This window comes from Vibrio sp. sp1, assembly GCF_016920955.1.
GTDB classification, from domain to species: domain Bacteria; phylum Pseudomonadota; class Gammaproteobacteria; order Enterobacterales; family Vibrionaceae; genus Vibrio; species Vibrio alginolyticus.
On record NZ_CP060589.1, the window covers coordinates 2,534,695 to 2,553,027 of the forward strand.

At 43.5% G+C, this 18,333-nt stretch carries 13 protein-coding genes; 6 read left to right on the forward strand and 7 right to left on the reverse strand.

The annotated features are described in order from the left end of the window. Nucleotides 1-28 precede the first annotated feature (28 nt). The 7 genes from H9L11_RS11935 to H9L11_RS11965 form a co-directional block, all read right to left on the reverse strand. Nucleotides 29-1,963 carry a PrkA family serine protein kinase gene (locus H9L11_RS11935; RefSeq protein ID WP_005378447.1) on the reverse strand — a complete coding sequence of 645 codons (1,935 nt, stop codon included), beginning with the start codon at nt 1,961-1,963 and terminating at the stop codon, nt 29-31. A 493-nt stretch (nt 1,964-2,456) separates the two neighbouring features. Continuing rightward, complete coding sequence (locus tag H9L11_RS11940) at nt 2,457-2,957, reverse strand: YfbU family protein (protein WP_005378446.1); 501 nt, start codon at nt 2,955-2,957, stop codon at nt 2,457-2,459. Nucleotides 2,958-3,093: 136 nt separating this feature from the next. Then, nucleotides 3,094-3,759, reverse strand: a complete 666-nt coding sequence (locus H9L11_RS11945) for an energy-coupling factor ABC transporter permease (protein ID WP_005378445.1) — start codon at nt 3,757-3,759, stop codon at nt 3,094-3,096. A gap of 154 nt (nt 3,760-3,913) precedes the next feature. Continuing rightward, on the reverse strand, nt 3,914-4,654 hold the full coding sequence (gene pflA, locus H9L11_RS11950) for a pyruvate formate lyase 1-activating protein (protein ID WP_005378444.1): 741 nt from the start codon (nt 4,652-4,654) through the stop codon (nt 3,914-3,916). A gap of 211 nt (nt 4,655-4,865) precedes the next feature. Next, on the reverse strand, nt 4,866-5,843 hold the full coding sequence (locus H9L11_RS11955; protein WP_205390775.1) for a lipid A deacylase LpxR family protein: 978 nt from the start codon (nt 5,841-5,843) through the stop codon (nt 4,866-4,868). A 153-nt stretch (nt 5,844-5,996) separates the two neighbouring features. Next, nucleotides 5,997-8,273: a formate C-acetyltransferase gene (pflB, locus tag H9L11_RS11960; RefSeq protein WP_005378442.1), complete on the reverse strand. Its 2,277-nt coding sequence runs from the start codon at nt 8,271-8,273 to the stop codon at nt 5,997-5,999. Nucleotides 8,274-8,576: 303 nt separating this feature from the next. Next, nucleotides 8,577-10,124: a DUF3360 family protein gene (locus H9L11_RS11965; RefSeq protein ID WP_005378441.1), complete on the reverse strand. Its 1,548-nt coding sequence runs from the start codon at nt 10,122-10,124 to the stop codon at nt 8,577-8,579. Between the two features lie 453 nt (nt 10,125-10,577). On the opposite strand from H9L11_RS11965, the gene H9L11_RS11970 reads away from it, so the two are divergent. The 6 genes from H9L11_RS11970 to H9L11_RS11995 all read left to right on the forward strand — a co-directional run bounded on the left by H9L11_RS11970 (nt 10,578) and on the right by H9L11_RS11995 (nt 18,323). Beyond that, nucleotides 10,578-12,053, forward strand: coding sequence for a 54K polar flagellar sheath protein A (locus H9L11_RS11970; protein ID WP_205390776.1), 1,476 nt, complete (start codon nt 10,578-10,580; stop codon nt 12,051-12,053). 264 nt (nt 12,054-12,317) lie between these two features. Further along, nucleotides 12,318-13,088 (forward strand): ABC transporter ATP-binding protein, encoded by a 771-nt coding sequence (locus H9L11_RS11975; RefSeq protein WP_054729268.1) that lies wholly within the window; start codon nt 12,318-12,320, stop codon nt 13,086-13,088. An 83-nt stretch (nt 13,089-13,171) separates the two neighbouring features. Next, on the forward strand, nt 13,172-13,942 hold the full coding sequence (locus H9L11_RS11980) for an ABC transporter substrate-binding protein (protein WP_005378437.1): 771 nt from the start codon (nt 13,172-13,174) through the stop codon (nt 13,940-13,942). A gap of 81 nt (nt 13,943-14,023) precedes the next feature. Further along, on the forward strand, nt 14,024-14,764 hold the full coding sequence (locus H9L11_RS11985; protein ID WP_005378436.1) for an ABC transporter permease: 741 nt from the start codon (nt 14,024-14,026) through the stop codon (nt 14,762-14,764). 3 nt (nt 14,765-14,767) lie between these two features. After that, nucleotides 14,768-15,445 carry an ABC transporter permease gene (locus H9L11_RS11990; protein ID WP_053349436.1) on the forward strand — a complete coding sequence of 226 codons (678 nt, stop codon included), beginning with the start codon at nt 14,768-14,770 and terminating at the stop codon, nt 15,443-15,445. Nucleotides 15,446-15,599: 154 nt separating this feature from the next. Further along, the gene (locus H9L11_RS11995) at nt 15,600-18,323 is read left to right on the forward strand and encodes an ImpA family metalloprotease (protein ID WP_205390778.1); all 2,724 of its coding nucleotides are present in this window, start codon (nt 15,600-15,602) and stop codon (nt 18,321-18,323) included. Nucleotides 18,324-18,333 lie beyond the last annotated feature (10 nt).

The following is an 18,333-nucleotide window of genomic DNA, read 5'->3' on the forward strand; positions in this document are numbered from 1 at the left end:
TTCACAAGCGACCTAACTCAATACTGGGTTAGGATGACTTACGTACTCGTAGGTACCACTCAGAAAGTAGGCGAACCTGTTTCTCGGTATAGCCTTTTTCCATCATGCGAGCGACAAAGTCGTCGTGCTTCTTCTGATCTTCAGAAGAGGTTTTCGCATTAAATGAGATAACCGGAAGTAGCTCTTCGGTATTGGAGAACATTTTCTTCTCGATTACTGTGCGCAGTTTTTCGTAGCTGGTCCAAACCGGGTTTTGACCATTGTTATTCGCTTTCGCACGAAGCACAAAGTTAACGATTTCGTTTCGGAAATCTTTCGGGTTAGAAATACCAGCTGTTTTTTCGATCTTCTCTAGCTCAGCATTCAGTGAAGAGCGATCAAATAGCTGACCAGTTTCTGGATCTCGGTACTCTTGGTCTTGAATCCAGAAGTCTGCATAGGTGACATATCGATCGAAGATGTTTTGGCCGTATTCAGAGTAAGACTCAAGATAAGCGGTCTGAATCTCTTTACCGATAAATTCAACGTATCGAGGCACTAGGTAGCCTTTCAAGAACTCGAGATATTTCTCTGCTGTTTCAGCAGGGAACTGTTCGCGCTCAACCTGTTGTTCAATCACATAGAATAGATGTACAGGGTTGGCTGCCACTTCGGTTTGGTCGAAGTTAAATACGCGTGACAAAATCTTAAAGGCAAAACGTGTTGAGAGACCGTTCATACCTTCATCGACACCAGCATAATCACGATACTCTTGATAGCTTTTTGCCTTTGGATCCGTATCTTTCAGCGTTTCACCGTCGTATACGCGCATCTTAGAGAAGATGGACGAGTTCTCGGGCTCTTTAAGCCGAGAAAGAATACTGAATTGTGCCAGAGTCTCGAGCGTGCTTGGTGAACAAGGGGCTTGAGACAACTCACTGTTTTCAAGAAGTTTTTGGTAGATTTTGACTTCTTCTGAAACACGTAGACAGTAAGGTACCTTCACAATATAAACACGGTCCAAGAACGCTTCATTGTTCTTGTTGTTACGGAAGGTCTGCCACTCAGATTCGTTTGAGTGAGCCAGAATCATACCGTCGAATGGAATCGCAGAAAGGCCTTCTGTACCGTTGAAGTTGCCTTCTTGCGTTGCTGTTAACAGCGGGTGAAGCACTTTGATTGGTGCTTTGAACATCTCAACGAATTCCATTAAACCTTGGTTTGCTTTACACAGCGCACCGGAGTAGCTGTAAGCGTCTGGATCGTCTTGCGAATAGTGTTCAAGCTTACGAATATCGACTTTACCAACCAATGATGAGATATCTTGGTTGTTTTCATCGCCTGGTTCAGTTTTGGCAATACCGATTTGGTCAAGGATAGAAGGGCGTACTTTCACTACTTTAAATTTGGTGATATCACCACCAAACTCGTGAAGACGTTTAGCGGCCCAAGGAGACATTATCGAGCGAAGATAACGGTGCTCGATGCCGTATTCTTTTTTCAAAATATCGCCATCTTCTGTGGCTTTGAATAGGCAGAATGGATGGTCATTCACTGGGCTGCGTTCGCCGTTAGCAGTAAGAACATAAATAGGCATCTGTTCCATCAGAGCCTTAAGCTTTTCTGCAAGCGAAGACTTACCGCCACCTACAGGGCCGAGTAGGTAAAGAATCTGCTTACGCTCTTCTAGGCCTTGCGCCGCATGTTTTAGGTAAGACACAATTTGTTCTATGGCATCTTCCATGCCATAAAAGTCTTTAAAGGTTTCATAACGAGAGATAACACGATTCGAGAAGATTCGGCTTAGTCTCGGATCCTTTGCCGTATCGATTATCTCTGGTTCACCAATCGCCATCAGTAGGCGTTCTGCTGCATTAGCATAAGCGCTTTTGTCATCTTTACACAGGGCTAAAAACTCCTGTAACGACATCTCTTCATCTTTTGCAGCTTCATATCTTGATTGATAGTGGTCGAAAATACTCATGTCGCTTTCCCCTTTAATAGTCAGTCTACCGACGAACGTTGATTCAGGCTTTCCACCAACAGTTATGCTCGTTGTTGTTTGAATATACGTCCTGTTATCACATTTGGTTCGTACAGAATGTAAGATTGGCGACACCAAAGACTTTGCTTTATGGACGGTTTTTTCGTTACAACGGTGAGCGGTGGATATGAATTTTTCAATCACAGCCTTTCTCTACTTAAGCCTAGTCGGGGATTTGCAATTTTGCTTAACAATTATGAATTTATTGTAAAAGTGACATTTGAATCACTCTTTTATTAAGGACGAATTTATGTCGTGAATAGGTGCAATAGAAATCAAATATTTGGCAAAGACAGAAGAGTCTCAGTGATTCGTTGTTCTACATTGAGCAAGGTAAGTGAAAGAGGTAGGAAGAGAGCAAAGTCTTAGATAAGTTTGTGACAGGGTAAATAACAAGGAGAGCGGGCGCTCTCCTCATTCTTAGACGACCATTTTATGCGCTGAAGATTTGCGCTAGTTCGTTTTCACATAAATGATACTGACGAGGGCAGTTACGCCAAGTTTGCAGCATACGGCGGTATTTATCTAGCATCGGCATTTGGCTGTTAAAGTGATGATCTGCCTTGTCAAACTGAGGGTACAAACCTTCAGAATCGATGAGAAAACGTACGTAATGTACTTGTTGCGCTTCTGAAGCGATATCAAATCCCAAGAACTTCAAGCGACGTTGATCCACGTTGCTACGATCTTCATCGTCTAGCATGTTGTAAGACTCTTGCATCGCATGATACATCTCCATAACGTCGATGATCTCACGACACTCTGCTTCTGAGAGGCAGCCGAAATCTTTGTTCAACTCTCGCATTTGTAGTTCATAACCACGTTCAACGATCGTTTGTAAGCGTTTGTATTTGGCCGCATTACTTGGATCAAGTTGAGACATAAGGTTGTATTGGTTTGATAGAATCAAACGTTGAGCGTTTGACATTTCCATGGTGACCTCACTAGATATCTAATACATTTTTAATGTGCTTAGGTTAACGCTTAAGACATGAGTGAAACATGATCTCAACACATATTTAATACTAAAAAATGGCAAGAACTGTCACTTTTGACCAGTTTGAAAACACTTATTTATGGTAATGATTGTATATGTAGTCTCGGTCTGAAAATACTCTCAGCCACTCTGGCTTGAATACGGTTAAAACCGCCAGTGCCATACCATTTAATAGACCTTCTGGAAAGGCGAGCAACGGCACAAAAACAAAGTAGTTATGTTGAATGGTTTCCCAATCGTAGTGACCAACTGATAGGTGATAAAAAGAGTTAATGATGAGGTGCAGACTTCCTGTTATCGCGCCATTGAAAAATCCAGCAACGAAGATGAAAACAAAAATGTTTCGTGGCAAGTAGTGGTAACTCAGAAGAAACACTAAGTAACTAATGAAAATCGGAATTAGGGCTGATAGAACTAACGACGTGGGTAAGAGTAGCAAGGACACATCATGTAGTAGGTGGTTGACCAACATAGCGGGAATGCTGAGTAGAAATGCCATGCGCCAACCATACATCATCGTCAGCGTTGTTAGTGCAAGAAAATGAATCTGTAATCCTTCTTTTACACCTGCTTGAGCTGTCCATAAAATACTGAAAAAGAAGAGCGTTGCAAAAACGAGGTGCTGAAATCCTTTTTCTTTTTCCAGTTTGGGCCAAACGACTTTTTTCCAATCTGGTAGGCAGTAGACTACTACTATCCAAATTGAGACAACAAGAGAGCCTAAGTTAAACAAATCCATGTTACTTCCTTCCTATGCGAACATGACGCAATCATTTCTATCGTTCTTTTTATACCTAAATGACCGCAGAGAAACTCACTGATAAGGCTTAGATATAATCAAAAAAATACCAGCAATAAGCTGGTATTTTAAAGAGGTTAGTCTTGCGGTTCACTTAGTATTTTACGTTATCGTTGTATTGAGCAAGAATGGATTGAATTTCATCCATGGTTTCTTTCGGTGGCGGGTTTACGCCTTCGAGTGGGTATTCTAAGCCTAACGCTTCCCACTTATGAGCCCCTAATTTGTGGTAAGGAAGTAACTCGACCTTTTCGATGTTATCCATGTCTTTAATAAATTCACCAAGCATGTGTGCTGCTTCTGGGTCATCTGTGTAACCAGGCACGACGACATAGCGAATCCATGTTTTCTTTCCGATTTTTTGCAAGTAACGAGCAAAGTCCAATGTGCGTCGGTTGGATACACCGATGAGATCTTGGTGCACTTCGTCTTTCATGTGTTTGATGTCAAGCATGACTAAGTCTGTTGCATCCAGTACTTCATCGATAACATCAGTGTGCTTACGAACATAACCGTTAGTATCTAGACATGTATGAATGCCTTCGGCTTTAGCTGCGCGGAAAAAATCACGTACGAATTCCGGTTGAAGCATCGCTTCGCCGCCAGAACAAGTAACGCCACCACCTGATGCATTCATGAAGTGGCGGTAACTTTTCGCTTCGGAAATGATTTCTTCAACCGTGACTTCTTTGCCATCATGCGTGTCCCAAGTATCGCGGTTATGGCAATACTTACAGCGCATTAAACAACCTTGCAAGAAGACGATAAATCGAATACCAGGTCCGTCTACGGTACCACATGACTCAAATGAGTGAATACGACCAGCTGTTGACATCTTTTGCTCTCATTACTAGTAAATTCTAGCTGTTATTTTATTACAAAAAGCAGGGTTAAAACAGCTTTGTCGGTACTAAAGGCAAGGTTATTTGAAGAAAGAAAATAGATGGAGCCAATCTACATAAACGCTTGAACACGAGGTGGTTAATACCTACCCCGAGAACTTGCCGTGTATCTAGATTGACTTCGATGCTGGGATAATCCAGTTTTTAGAAAAAGGCGAACACGGAGAACGAGCCTGTCCCATAAACATCGGTTTGGGCTTCTTCATAATCCGGTGTTTTAATTGTAAAGGTGATGCTTGCACCATAATTTTGGTTGTACCAAGATACCCCCGCGACGGCACTTGCTTGCCAATTTTGCAGTGTGACGTCGTATGGCGCTGACGGTTCAGGAATGCAAGGACGATCTCCTTCGATAGTCATGTCATTAAAGCGGTAACGACCTTCAAACCCGGTGAACAAGAACCAACTCGACGTGTTCTGAGCGATCATACTTGCTGAGAAAGGGCTTTCGACACTGATATTGGCGGCTCCGATGCTATTCGCTAGGTTTGTACCCCAACGAAACATGACGCCTTGAGAGACATCACTACGGAAGTTACCCGCATTGATGTCGTTAATGTTGGTGATCTCCCATTGTGTTTTTTGTTCTTCGCTGCGCATCAATTTGTTAAATACGCGGTAACCAAGGCTGAACGCCACTTTATCTTCAATCTGGTAATCCCAACCTTGAGGGTCCGTCGATCCTGTTATGCCGTGAACGATTTCTTGCGCCTTTTCTGATAGCGAACTTTCACCCGTAGTTCCTATGGTGAAATTGTACCGTACAGCTTTGTCACTCGTTAGGGAAAGGTAGTTGATTTCGGTGTGTAGGTAACCGGCATATGGGCGATCATTGATTAGTGGATAATCGGCTTCAATGTCGCTTGGAGTCCACATCTTGTGGCCAAGAACCAACTCTATTTTATCGATATTGGCGTGCTCTGAGTTAGCTAGACTCAGCCATTTCCATTGGCTTTCTTGTGTCAGTTGGTCTGTCGCGTAAGAAAGGAAAACACCATTCGTATAGTCTTGATCGACGCCAAAAATACCATCGTTGTCGATGGTAAAAGAAACCGTAGACTTAGTGGATGCTATTGCAACTGGAGAAAGAAGGGTAAGAATAATTAATTTACTAAATCTCATAGACTTTATTTGCTAACTTTTTTCGCATCATACGTAAGAATGCGGGCAAAAGTCTTTCGCGATATCACAACTTTCATTCAAGAAATAAAAAAAGGCTGATGCTACTTAGCATCAGCCTTTGTTGTATTACTAGAACGTTATTTCGCTATAGTCTTATAGAGACTCAGTGAATGTACGCGCGATTACGTCAGCTTGTTGCTCTGCAGTTAGAGAGTTGAAGCGAACAGCGTAACCAGATACACGGATTGTTAGCTGAGGGTATTTCTCTGGGTGCTTAACTGCGTCTTCTAGAGTTTCACGGTTAAGAACGTTCACGTTTAGGTGTTGACCACCTTCGATACCCGCTTCGTGGTGGAAGTAACCATCCATAAGACCAGCAAGGTTAGCGCGTTGTGAACCCTCATCTTTACCTAGTGCGTTAGGTACGATAGAGAATGTGTAAGAGATACCATCTTGTGCGTCAGCAAACGGCAGTTTAGCAACTGAAGTTAGTGATGCTACAGCACCTTTCTCGTCACGACCGTGCATTGGGTTTGCACCTGGAGCAAATGGAGCACCAGCACGACGACCGTCAGGCGTGTTACCAGTTTTCTTACCGTAAACCACGTTTGAAGTGATAGTAAGAATTGACTGAGTAGGGATTGCATCACGGTAAGTCTTAAGCTTACGGATTTTGCCCATAAATACAGAAACAAGTTCACATGCAATGTCATCAACGCGTGGGTCGTTGTTACCGAATTTAGGGTAATCGCCTTCGATTTCGAAGTCGATTGCTAGACCGTCTTCGTCACGAATTGGCTTAACTTTTGCGTATTTAATTGCAGATAGTGAGTCAGCTGCAACAGATAGACCAGCAATACCACAAGCCATAGTACGCTTAACGTCACGGTCGTGTAGAGCCATTAGCGCCGCTTCGTAGCTGTACTTATCGTGCATGAAGTGGATAGCGTTTAGTGCAGTCACATATTGTTTCGCTAGCCAATCCATGAAGTGGTCCATTTTCTCCCACAGTTCATCGTAGTTAAGAACATCGCCTTCGATCTTAGGCATTTGCGGGCCAACTTGGATTTTTAGCTTCTCATCCACACCACCGTTGATGGTGTAAAGCATTGTTTTCGCAAGGTTCGCACGAGCACCGAAGAACTGCATTTGCTTACCAACAACCATTGGAGATACACAACATGCGATCGCGTAGTCGTCGGAGTTCATGTCTGGACGCATTAAGTCGTCATTTTCGTACTGAATAGAAGAAGTATCGATAGATACTTTCGCACAGAACTTCTTGAAGCCTTCAGGTAGTTGCTCAGACCAAAGAACAGTGATGTTTGGCTCTGGAGAAGGACCCATAGTGTATAGTGAGTTTAGGAAACGGAAGTTTGTACGAGTAACTAGCGTACGACCGTCAAGACCCATACCACCCATAGACTCAGTTGCCCAGATAGGGTCGCCAGAGAATAGATCATCGTACTCAGGAGTACGTAGGAAACGAACCATACGTAGTTTCATTACGAAGTGGTCGATCATTTCCTGAGCTTGTTCTTCAGTTAGCTTACCAGCCGCGATATCACGTTCGATGAAGATGTCTAGGAATGTAGAAGTACGACCTAGAGACATAGCCGCACCGTTTTGAGATTTAACAGCAGCTAGGTAACCGAAGTAAGTCCACTGAATAGCTTCTTGCGCAGTTTCAGCAGGACGAGAAATATCACAACCGTATTTTGCAGCCATTTCTTTGATTTGACCTAGAGCACGGTGTTGCTCTGCGATCTCTTCACGAAGCTGCATTGTCATTTGTAGGTCTTCGCCGTTCTCAAAACGCTCTTGTAGAGAAGAGAACTGCGCGAATTTATCCTTCATTAGGAAGTCAATACCGTATAGAGCAACACGACGGTAGTCACCGATGATACGACCACGACCGTATGCATCTGGAAGACCAGTCAGTACGCCAGATTTACGACACGCCATGATTTGAGGAGTGTAGATATCGAAAACGCCTTGGTTGTGAGTTTTACGGTATTCTGTATAGATTTTTTTAACTTGTGGGTCTAGCTCGCGGTCGTAGGCTTTGCATGAACCTTCAACCATGCGGATACCACCGTTAGGGATGATCGCACGTTTTAGAGGAGCGTCAGTTTGAAGACCTACGATAGTTTCTAGGTCTTTTTCGATGTAGCCTGCATCGTGAGCAGTGATGGTAGAGATAACTGAAGTATCAAAATCAACAGGAGCGTGAGTCGCGTTCTCTTGTTTGATGCCTTCCATTACCTTAGCCCAAAGCTTGTTAGTCGCTTCAGTACCTTCAGAAACTAGGAAAGATTCGTCGCCTTCGTACGGAGTGTAGTTCTTCTGAATGAAATCACGAACGTTTACTTCGTTTTGCCAGTCGCCTGCAGCAAAACCTTCCCAAGCTTTAGCAAATTGCTCTGCCATGACATACCTACCTTTTTAGTAGAAAAAAATACGTACTGCTTCGCCGTTGAGCCAGCTATCCCCAGATAAAAGAGGGGAACAGTACACTCTTATGAATAACAATATTTATAGTCTTAAATTTACGTATTCGATTTACAAAACTATAAATATTGTCACTAGTTTTAACGTTTCTCTTTTTAAGCAACAGTTAGAGGTTAAACTAAAATTTTTTTGCAAACCTTAAACTAAATCAATAAATCCTCAAAAATCTCGATAAAAATGGGGTAGCGACGAGCGCTACCCACAAATTTCTGGACTGCTAGCTTATAGCCAAGCTTGGATGCCATACTGGCCTTCAAGCATACCAACTGCAAGCATAGCAACTAAACAGATAACGAGTACGCTTACTGGGATCACAATCTTGTCTACAAATGATAGGCGAGACGCGCGCTCTTTATCTCCAATTAAACCGTTGTTATCTAAAAGCATAGTTAGTGCCCAAGCTAGAACTGGGTTAACAACGGCAGAACCAAAGATACAGATACCTGCTGCTTGTGAGTCTTTTGAGTCCTTCACCATCTGCATGCCAGCTTCAAGCAGTGGTAGAGATACACCAACGAGAAGAGCAACGCGCATAACTGGAGGCCATACTGCAACGTCCATAGGAAAACCAAGGATTGCAACAATAATACATAGAGAGCCTAGTAAGATGGCACCAGCAGGAATAGGGCGTTTCGCGATTGCAGCAGGGATCATGTAAGTCCCCCAAGATGATGTGATGTTACCACCACCCACTGCAGTACCGACCATTTGGCGAACGGAACACATTGTCATTGTGTCATCAACGTCCATCAGCACTTTCTCACTCTTACGTGGGTAGTTCATCTCTTGGAAGATACGGTGACCCAAGAAGTCAGGTGACCACATTGCTACCGCAAGAATGGCGAATGGTAGTGAAGCGATGAAGTGTTCCATATTAGGAAGACCAAGCATCCAACCTTCTTCTGTTGAACCCCACCAGTAGATTGGATTTAGGTTTGGAAGGCCTGTCTCGGTTACGAATTTAATATCGAAGCCTGCGCCAAGAGCAAGTGCGATTGCAAGCCCAGTGAAGGCACAAACAGGGATCGCTAGCCAGCGTTTGTTCACTTTAGCAAGGAACGCGTATAAGCCAATGGTAACCGCAAGAACAATTAGACCGATGTAACCCATGCTACCAGCGGCAACCGTATCGGATTGCAAACCAACAGCCCAAGCTTGAATAGAGTTAATTTGGCTCATGGTTCCGGTTAAACCTAAGAAAATAAGAAGGCCACCAGCCGTACCTTCAGAGGTGAGGTTAACCAGTTTTGACCCACCTTTTAAGAGGCTCAAAATCAAACCAAACACACCAATGAGAATTGCTAATGCAAGAGGGTGAGCACCAGCAAGAGCGATGGTACCAATAAGAGGGATCATTGGGCCGTGGTTGCCTGCTAGGTTGGCTTTAGGGTTAATAAAACCAGAGGCAAGCACACAGAAAAGAAGTGCAGGGATGAGCATTTCTACACGCGCAACTTCGATAGCAAAGTCCTTGCCTAAGTTTACGTGGTCCCATGCTGCAGTAAGACCTTCAGCCCAAGACATCATTACCGCAGAGTACATTGCGATAATACCGATAGTACCAGCAAGCGCTGGAACAAGGTCTTCAAGCTCAAAGCGGAAGTCACGACCTGGCAAGTTCAAGCCAAAACGACGTGGCTTCATGATTTGTAGTTCGTGGTCTAGGTAGTCTGAACGGCTTGCGAACTCAGATGCTGGACGATGAAGCTCACGGTAGCTCTTGGTCTCGATATCTGAATCAGAGTGCGTTTTGTTAACTGCGTCTGACATAGATTCCTCATATATTTAAAAGTTATGAATTCTTCATTCAATTGTGTTGGTCCGCATCCTGCGGCACGCTTATGCTAGCTATTGTTAGATTTGTTACACGTCGACACTGTGCCTAAGCATAGCTAATAACTTATTGTGTTGAGGCACAAAAAAAGCCTCATCTTTTGGCAGGAGTCTAGCAAGATAGCCATTTAGGGTGATTGATTTAGATCACTTTAAGAATGGTTGTGAAATAAAACTACAGAAAGTTTCTGGCATGCGAATGAGATGCGGAGATCTTGTGTAATTTCATTACACAAGTTGCATAAAATTAGAACTTTTTGTCCTTTTGCACGAGATGCAGATTAAATGTCAATATTCACGATGATTATATAAAGCTGGCTTTATTCTTGCTTTGGACAGAGCAAAGACAATTTTTTGGCTAATCATTGCCGCTCAGTTTAGGAAAAAGACATGAAACAGCTTAAAGTACTGCCACTAGTGGCAATTATCTCAGGGTTAATGGTCGGTTGCGGCGGCGGTGGCGGCGGTGGCGGTGGTGCAGCGCCGAAAACTGCGTTTACTTTTGATTTTGCTATACCAGCAACAATGACTGAAAGTGAAGCAACTACGAAAGGTTGTACTGTATATGACCACAAAACTGAGCTGAACGGCGATAAAACGGTTTTAACCTATAGTGCAGCGTCAAAAGAGCAAGTGACCAACTATGTTATCGGTTACTACTCTGATGCCGATGGCAAAAGATCCGGAGACATTATCAAACCTACCACTGATAACTTTAAGTTTTATCTTGAAGATATCCCTGACGACGGCTTTGTAACGTTTCAAGCAATAGAATTTAACGGCAAAGAAGCTCGCGTAAACACGTTTTCAAAAGAGTTCTTGCAAGATAAGAAACTACGTAATGCTACTTTTGCACTAAACCGAGACTCTTTGAACAAATGCTTTACTGGCGGTAACTTAGCAAGCAATAAGTTTACTAACTTAGATTACCGAAACGCTGAATCAGGTGGCGGAGATTACAACTTTGTCTCGCAAACCGATATTTTCACGTCTCCGAACCCTGATATGTTGCCTACTGATGAACTGATGGGGCTTAAAGGTGAACCAACGGCATTGTTTCAGTATGAATCAGGTTCAAGCGACAAAGCGCTTTACCAGTATGGTATTGGTTCGTGGGGAACTGGTGAGATAGCCTTAGTTAGAGCGGATAATACGTCAAACATTTATTCGTCTTCTGACTATACTTACGACTCGCTCAACATTGGCTTTGTTACTAACGGCTTTGCATATGACGCGTTGAAGCTGGATAAAACGGCCGTTGAATATAATCGCCCTAGTGCAACGAATAAAGAAACTTGGGTATACATGGCGTTCTCAGAGAATCAAGTTAATGGTTGGGAGTCTCTACTTAACGAAACGATCTCTGACGGATGGGATATTGACGTTGATCCGAGTGCTTACTTAAATATTGATAACCTGCCGAACACAAAACCAAGTGTATCAACGCAAGGAAGTGCAGAGTCCGTGATTGATCTGGACATGGGCTTAACATCGTCTACTGAAGGCTTTACTCGTGTCGCTTACTTTGCAACTTCAGGCGACTACAGAGTCACACATCGCATTTTCACAACAAGTGACAGTGATTCTGTTGTTGTTCCAGAATTGCATTACTACAACTTCCCAACATCGGCCGTTAACGGTTTGAAAGTTTCAGCTTCGGACGATTTTAATCGCACTGCTTTGGTAGTGAATGAAGATAGTAATATTGATTCTAAAGTTTTCATGAGCTTCTTCTCCAATGGTGAAGCGTCAGAGCCTGAACTAGATGAAGACCTAGATGGCATCATTACTTCTGAAAAAGAAGGCTTAGAAAATGAAGTGACATTACGTACTTCAAACTCGTTGGTAGTCAGTCGTTTTAATTAATTCATTGCGACCTCGAATAGGTTTCAATTAACACTTTTGTAAATTTATTAAGCCCCTTTGAAAGGGGCTTTTTTATATTTAATATTCAACTTTTGAAGAATATGTTGCTATATATTGCATATTAATTTGTCTATCGTATCTTTCTATTCGAATTATTTAGGTTAATAATTTGTTGCAAGTTTCAAAGGGCGGTGCTAATTTGTTCCGAATTAGAGAGGGCGGAGTCCCTTAATTGCAGTGACAAAAACACAGGGAGTAGGGCGCATGAATGATGTACCAGCGCTAGATATAAAAGACCTGCACAAAACATTTGGACAAAATGAAGTTTTAAAAGGCATTTCACTTGCCGCGCACAAAGGAGATGTTATCTCCATTATTGGCTCTTCCGGCTCAGGTAAGAGTACCTTTCTCAGATGTATCAACTTGCTAGAAACGCCTACCGCGGGCGAAATTTGGGTAAATGGTGAATTAATCCAAATGAAGAACAGCAGAGCAGGTGAATCCGTTCCTGCTAATGAAAAGCAAGTCCAACGTATTCGCTCACGCCTGGCAATGGTTTTCCAAGGTTTCAACCTCTGGTCTCACCTAACCGTACTAGAAAACGTGATTGAGGCGCCTGTTCATGTCTTAGGCGTGCCAAAAGCTCAAGCGATTGAAAATGCAGAAGTATTGCTTAAGAAAGTAGGCTTGTATGAGCGTAAAGATTATTACCCTGGGCACTTATCTGGCGGCCAGCAGCAACGTGCAGCTATTGCCCGTGCGCTAGCAGTTGACCCAGAGGTGATGTTGTTTGACGAGCCAACTTCTGCGCTTGACCCAGAACTTGTAGGAGAAGTTCTGGGGGTAATGAGAGATTTGGCAGATGAAGGGCGAACTATGCTGGTGGTCACGCACGAAATGGCGTTTGCGCGTGACGTATCAAACCATGTGATGTTTTTACATCAAGGCTTAGTGGAAGAACAGGGAAATCCAGCTAAGCTATTTACAAACCCGGATTCAGAACGATTACAGCAGTTTATCTCATCCATTTACTAATATTTGTTAGGCGGCAGACTATTGCCTCCTAAGCCAACACAACAAACAAAACGAAATAAAATAGCAATCACAGGAGTATGGAAATGAAAAAGTGGTTATTAGCAGCAACGATTGCTGCAACGGCAGTATCAGGTGTTGCCCAAGCGAAAGAATGGAAAACAGTTCGCTTTGGTATCGAAGGCGCTTACCCTCCGTTTAGCTGGACAGAAACTGATGGCTCAATAAAAGGCTTTGACGTAGACATGGCAAATGCACTCTGTGAAGAGATGCAAGTGAAGTGCAAAATCGTCGCTCAAGATTGGGATGGTATTATTCCTTCTCTGCTTGCACGTAAGTACGATGCCATCATCGCAGCAATGTCTATCACTGAAGAGCGCAAGAAAAAAGTCGATTTCACTGGCAAGTACGCACAAATCCCAAATAAATTTATCGCTAAGAAAGGTGCGGGTCTAGATTTTGATAATCTTAAAGATGTCAAAATTGGCGTGCAACGTGCGACGACACATGACAAGTACTTAACTGACAACTACGGCGATGATGTTGAAATTGTGCGTTATGGCTCTTTTGATGAAGCGTATCTTGATCTAGAAAATGGTCGAATTGCTGCCGTTTTAGGTGATGCGTCTGCTCTAGAAGAGGGTGTGATCAACAAAGCAGGTGGCGAAGCTTATGAGTTTGTTGGACCATCGTTAACCGATCCAAAATGGTTTGGCGAAGGTATGGGTATCGCTGTTCGTAAACAAGACAAAGATCTGACGAAGAAACTCGACGCAGCAATTATTTCACTACGTGAGAAAGGTGTTTACCAAGAAATTGCTGGTAAATACTTTAACTACGATGTGTACGGTGAATAAACCGTAATTAAGCGACCGTTGGCTTGTTCCTAGAAGTAGTCAACGGTCGATTTTTTGAGTTTAGGGATTAGGAACTCACCTATGCTAGATTTACAAGGATACGAAGCTTCGATTTTGAAAGGAGCTTTAGTAACAATAGAAGTTGCAGTGCTTTCACTCATTCTCGCCATGGTCTTAGGAATGCTTGGCGCATTAGCTAAGTTAGCACCTTACAAATGGGCAAGGGCGATTGCCACTCTTTACACTACCGTCATTCGCGGCATTCCAGATTTGGTTCTGATGATGCTAATTTTCTTTGGTGGACAAATACTTTTAAATAACAGCCTTTACTCCATCAACGAAACGCTCAACGAGTGGTTTGCCTCGAGTGATCCAAACCATGAATGGACGTCTTACTTACCTGATTATATTGATGTCAGCCCATTTATTGCTGGTGTACTCACGATTGGTTTTATCTTTGGTGCCTACATGGCGGAGACTTTTCGTGGAGCGATCATGGCGGTGGACAAAGGTGAGCTAGAAGCGGCGAAAGCTTATGGGATGAGTTCTGCTTTATCGTTTAGAAGAATCTTACTGCCTCAGATGATTCGTCATGCATTACCTGGATTTGGTAATAACTGGTTAGTGTTACTTAAGACCACAGCGTTAGTTTCCATTATTGGTCTGGATGACATGGTGAGAATGAGCTCATTGGCAGCAGGTACGACCAAAATGCCGTTCACCTTTTACATGGCTGTCGCGCTCATCTTTCTATTTTTTACCAGCGTTTCGACCGGGCTACTCAAGCTTGTTGAGCGTAAGTTCAGTATTCATGCGAGGTAAGTTATGGACTTTTCTTTGATTATTGAAAGCTTTCCAACTTATCTTCAGGGACTTTGGACAACAGTTTGGTTAGTGGGATTAGCGTTGGTTATTGGCTTGTTTGTCTCTATCCCATTAGCCGTGGCACGCAATAGTACCAATTACGCTCTAAGCTTACCTTCTTGGGGATTCATTTACTTTTTCCGTGGAACGCCGCTATTGGTTCAGCTGTATTTGATTTACTACGGCATGGATCAGTTTTTCCCTGTGAAAGATACCTTGTGGGAGAACGCTTGGTTCTGTGCTTTGGTCGCTTTTATTCTGAATACATCGGCTTACACCGCAGAAATTATTCGTGGTGCGATTAATGGTTTGCCGAAAGGTGAGGTGGAAGCTGCGAAAGCCTATGGCATGAGTAAGTTTATGACATACAGACGTATTATCTTGCCGAGTGCATTGCGTCGAGCATTACCAGCTTATTCCAACGAGGTCATATTTATGCTGCACGGAAGTGCAGTCGCGGGCATCGTTACCATCATGGATTTAACTGGTGCTGCGCGTCTAGTTAACTCGCGCTACTATGCACCATTTGAGTCTTTCCTGACGGCGGGGCTGTTCTACATGGCACTGACGTTTATGATCTTGTGGTGTTTCAAAGTGGCAGAGAAGCGTTTCTTAGCTTATCTGCGTCCTTTAAGCTAATTATCAATAGAGGCAATAGCATCGGAGTGGGTGCTATTGCTTTTGATAATTTTGTTATCTTCATTCCTATTTTTTCAGTCGATGTAAAAGACTCTTTCTTATTATTCATCAACTTACATTAACATTCGGTAAACTCATTGTTTAGTAAGTAAAAATGAAAAAAACAATTCTATCGTTGGGCATTGCCGCCTTAGCCACAGGATGTGGTGGGGGAGAGGGAGAATCACAACCTAATGCTCAAGTAAAACCAACGCCAGCTCCAGTTCAACAAGCTCTTGAAACTGGTAATGCACTGCTCGTTTCTGACCCGAGCGAATTCATTCGTAAAAGTCGTCAGGTTGTAGAAGCTCACAAGATGCAGTCGAATACGATCAAATCTGCAATTGCGAAAAACCTTTCAGGTCTTTATTGGGATCCAACCCATGATGCCGCGATCTTGGCACCTCAGTATGGCTTCAACGACACCATCTTGATGACCAATAAGGCCATGGCAAGCGGTTACAAAGATCAAGCTCTGTCAATTGGCGTTGCCGGGGAAAAGTCTAATGGTCAACGTTACGCACTATTAGGTAGTAACCCATTTAGAACGGCACAACGTTTTCCCGACTCTTCCAACGCAGCGATGACGAAATGGTTAAGTAATCTGGTCACTTGGTTGTCGGGCGGAGTTACTTCAAACGTCGTCATCGCGCAAATGGACCAGTCTTATTACTTTCCGGATGAGCAAGCGACTCGGAATTGGCTGAAAGACAATGTTTCACAAGAGTTGGCGTTTAACGAGGCCAACCTATGCGATGGTTCGAAGCTACTTAGCTGCTTGCAAACCAATACTCCAAACTTATTGATCTTGTCACAGCATCTGCAATCTGGCGACACCAACCAACAAGTACTCGATGCTCTGGCATACGCTGAGCAAGCCCAAATTCCTGTTCTATACCTGCATTGGGATGGAGGACTAACTGAACTTGGCCGAGACATTTTGGAAAAATTCCATGTTGATTATGTGGGAGATAACTATTGGCGTAAGTTAGGCTTGGTTGATTGGGCGCCTTCATCACTCATGAACTTCGTGCCAGACTCTGTTGCTACGCAACAAGCGCTGTTGTCTCGTTTTGAATCTCAAAACTTCAATGTTGACTTGTCACAGTGTGAGGACAAATCTTGTCCTGACACTGCGAATATGGAAAGTCAATTTTATGCAGGGGCAAACAGTATTCGCCATCGGTTGAAAAAGCTTGATGAACAAAAAGTAGATTTGTTTAATCAAGACGGCTACCAATACGAAAAACTCATGGTATTGCTGGCTGATCATTATCGTCAAACGGTTGTCTTCCCAATGGACAAACAGTCAACCCAAACGACCGAATTCCTAAAGTCGTACTTTGCCGATTACGTGCAATACAACAGCCGAAGCGTAAACCCAAAACAACCAAATATGGGGAACTTCAGCCGTAGTGAGTTTAGCCCTGAAGTAAAGAGAATCAGCGCAACTATTAATATGGAATCAAAGCGTAATTTCCGCTCTGCTGGTGTGTATGCGCTTCCTGGGGAGACCTTTACGGTCACGCGCAATGACAGTAATGAAGTGACGACTAAAATTGTCATCAACAGTTTAAGAAGTGGCGCAACTCATGAGTTCAGCAAAGATGGATACACGCGACCAAAAATGCTGACTTCTTTCGCCTATGAGGTGAAGCCGGGTGAAACCATCACGCTGACTTCACCTTATGGCGGGCCTATCCAGGTTCACTTTAACAATAATGATGTGCCAGTAGCTCTAACATTTAGCCATGTAGCGCAACACCCTGTATGGAGAAGTGAAAAGGATAACGATGCGTTTATTCAGGAGCTTGAAGCGAATTTGTTCGATTGGGCTGAGCTGATCACTCCTGGGTTTGAAGTACACTCAAAGCGCGACAAAATGTTGGAGTCGGTCAACGATGAGATGTGGTCGACACCAGCTGAAATGGCGCTAGCGACAGAAGAGTATGTTCATAACTACCCACATGTCTTGGCTGGTTTCCAAGGGCCGGGGATCGATGAGGTTCCGGAAATTATCCAGTATGCCAAAAATCAAGGTTGGGAAATCGCCAATATTGATATGGTGAAGCATATGAACGCTGACCAAGCGACGTGTGGTTACGGCTGTTCTGGTAACCCATACGATGCTTACTGGTCATTCAGCCCACTCGGTCACGGTGATTTACATGAGCTTGGTCATGGCTTGGAAAAAGGTCGATTCCGATTTGCAGGCTGGGAAGGGCATTCAACGACCAATTACTACTCGTATTACAGTAAGTCTCGTTTCTTCCAGAATACGGGGAAAGTTTCAACTTGCCAAAGCTTGGATTTCAAAGGCCAGTTTGAATTATTGCAAGTTAGCCGAACTCAAGCGGATCCAAACGCATACATGGCTGCGCAAAATCAAACCAGTTGGAGTTGGGGCGCTCGTGTTTACATTCAAATGATGATGGCGGCGCAGCATGAAGGTGTGCTTAAAAATGGTTGGCATTTATTGGCGCGCTTGCACCTGATTGAACGTGAGTTTAACCGCTTAAAATCGGACGATGCGCTTTGGGATGAGAGACGATTGAGCATTGGTTTCGCCAACTACTCTCGGGAAGAAGCAAATAGCATCTCAAACAACGACTGGTTGCTTATTGCTCTGAGCTACATCTCTCAGCGAGACATGACGAGCTATTTAGATATGTGGGGCTTCTCGTTCACAGAAAAAGCGAAACAGCAGGTTGTGGCGCTGAATCTACCGCCGATGCCGCTCACTTACTTTGCAAGTAGTAATACAGGCTACTGTCTGAACGAATTTGCTCAAACACCGATAACTATTGATGGTCAAACGGTTTGGCCGCTGAATCAGTGATTAACTGGTA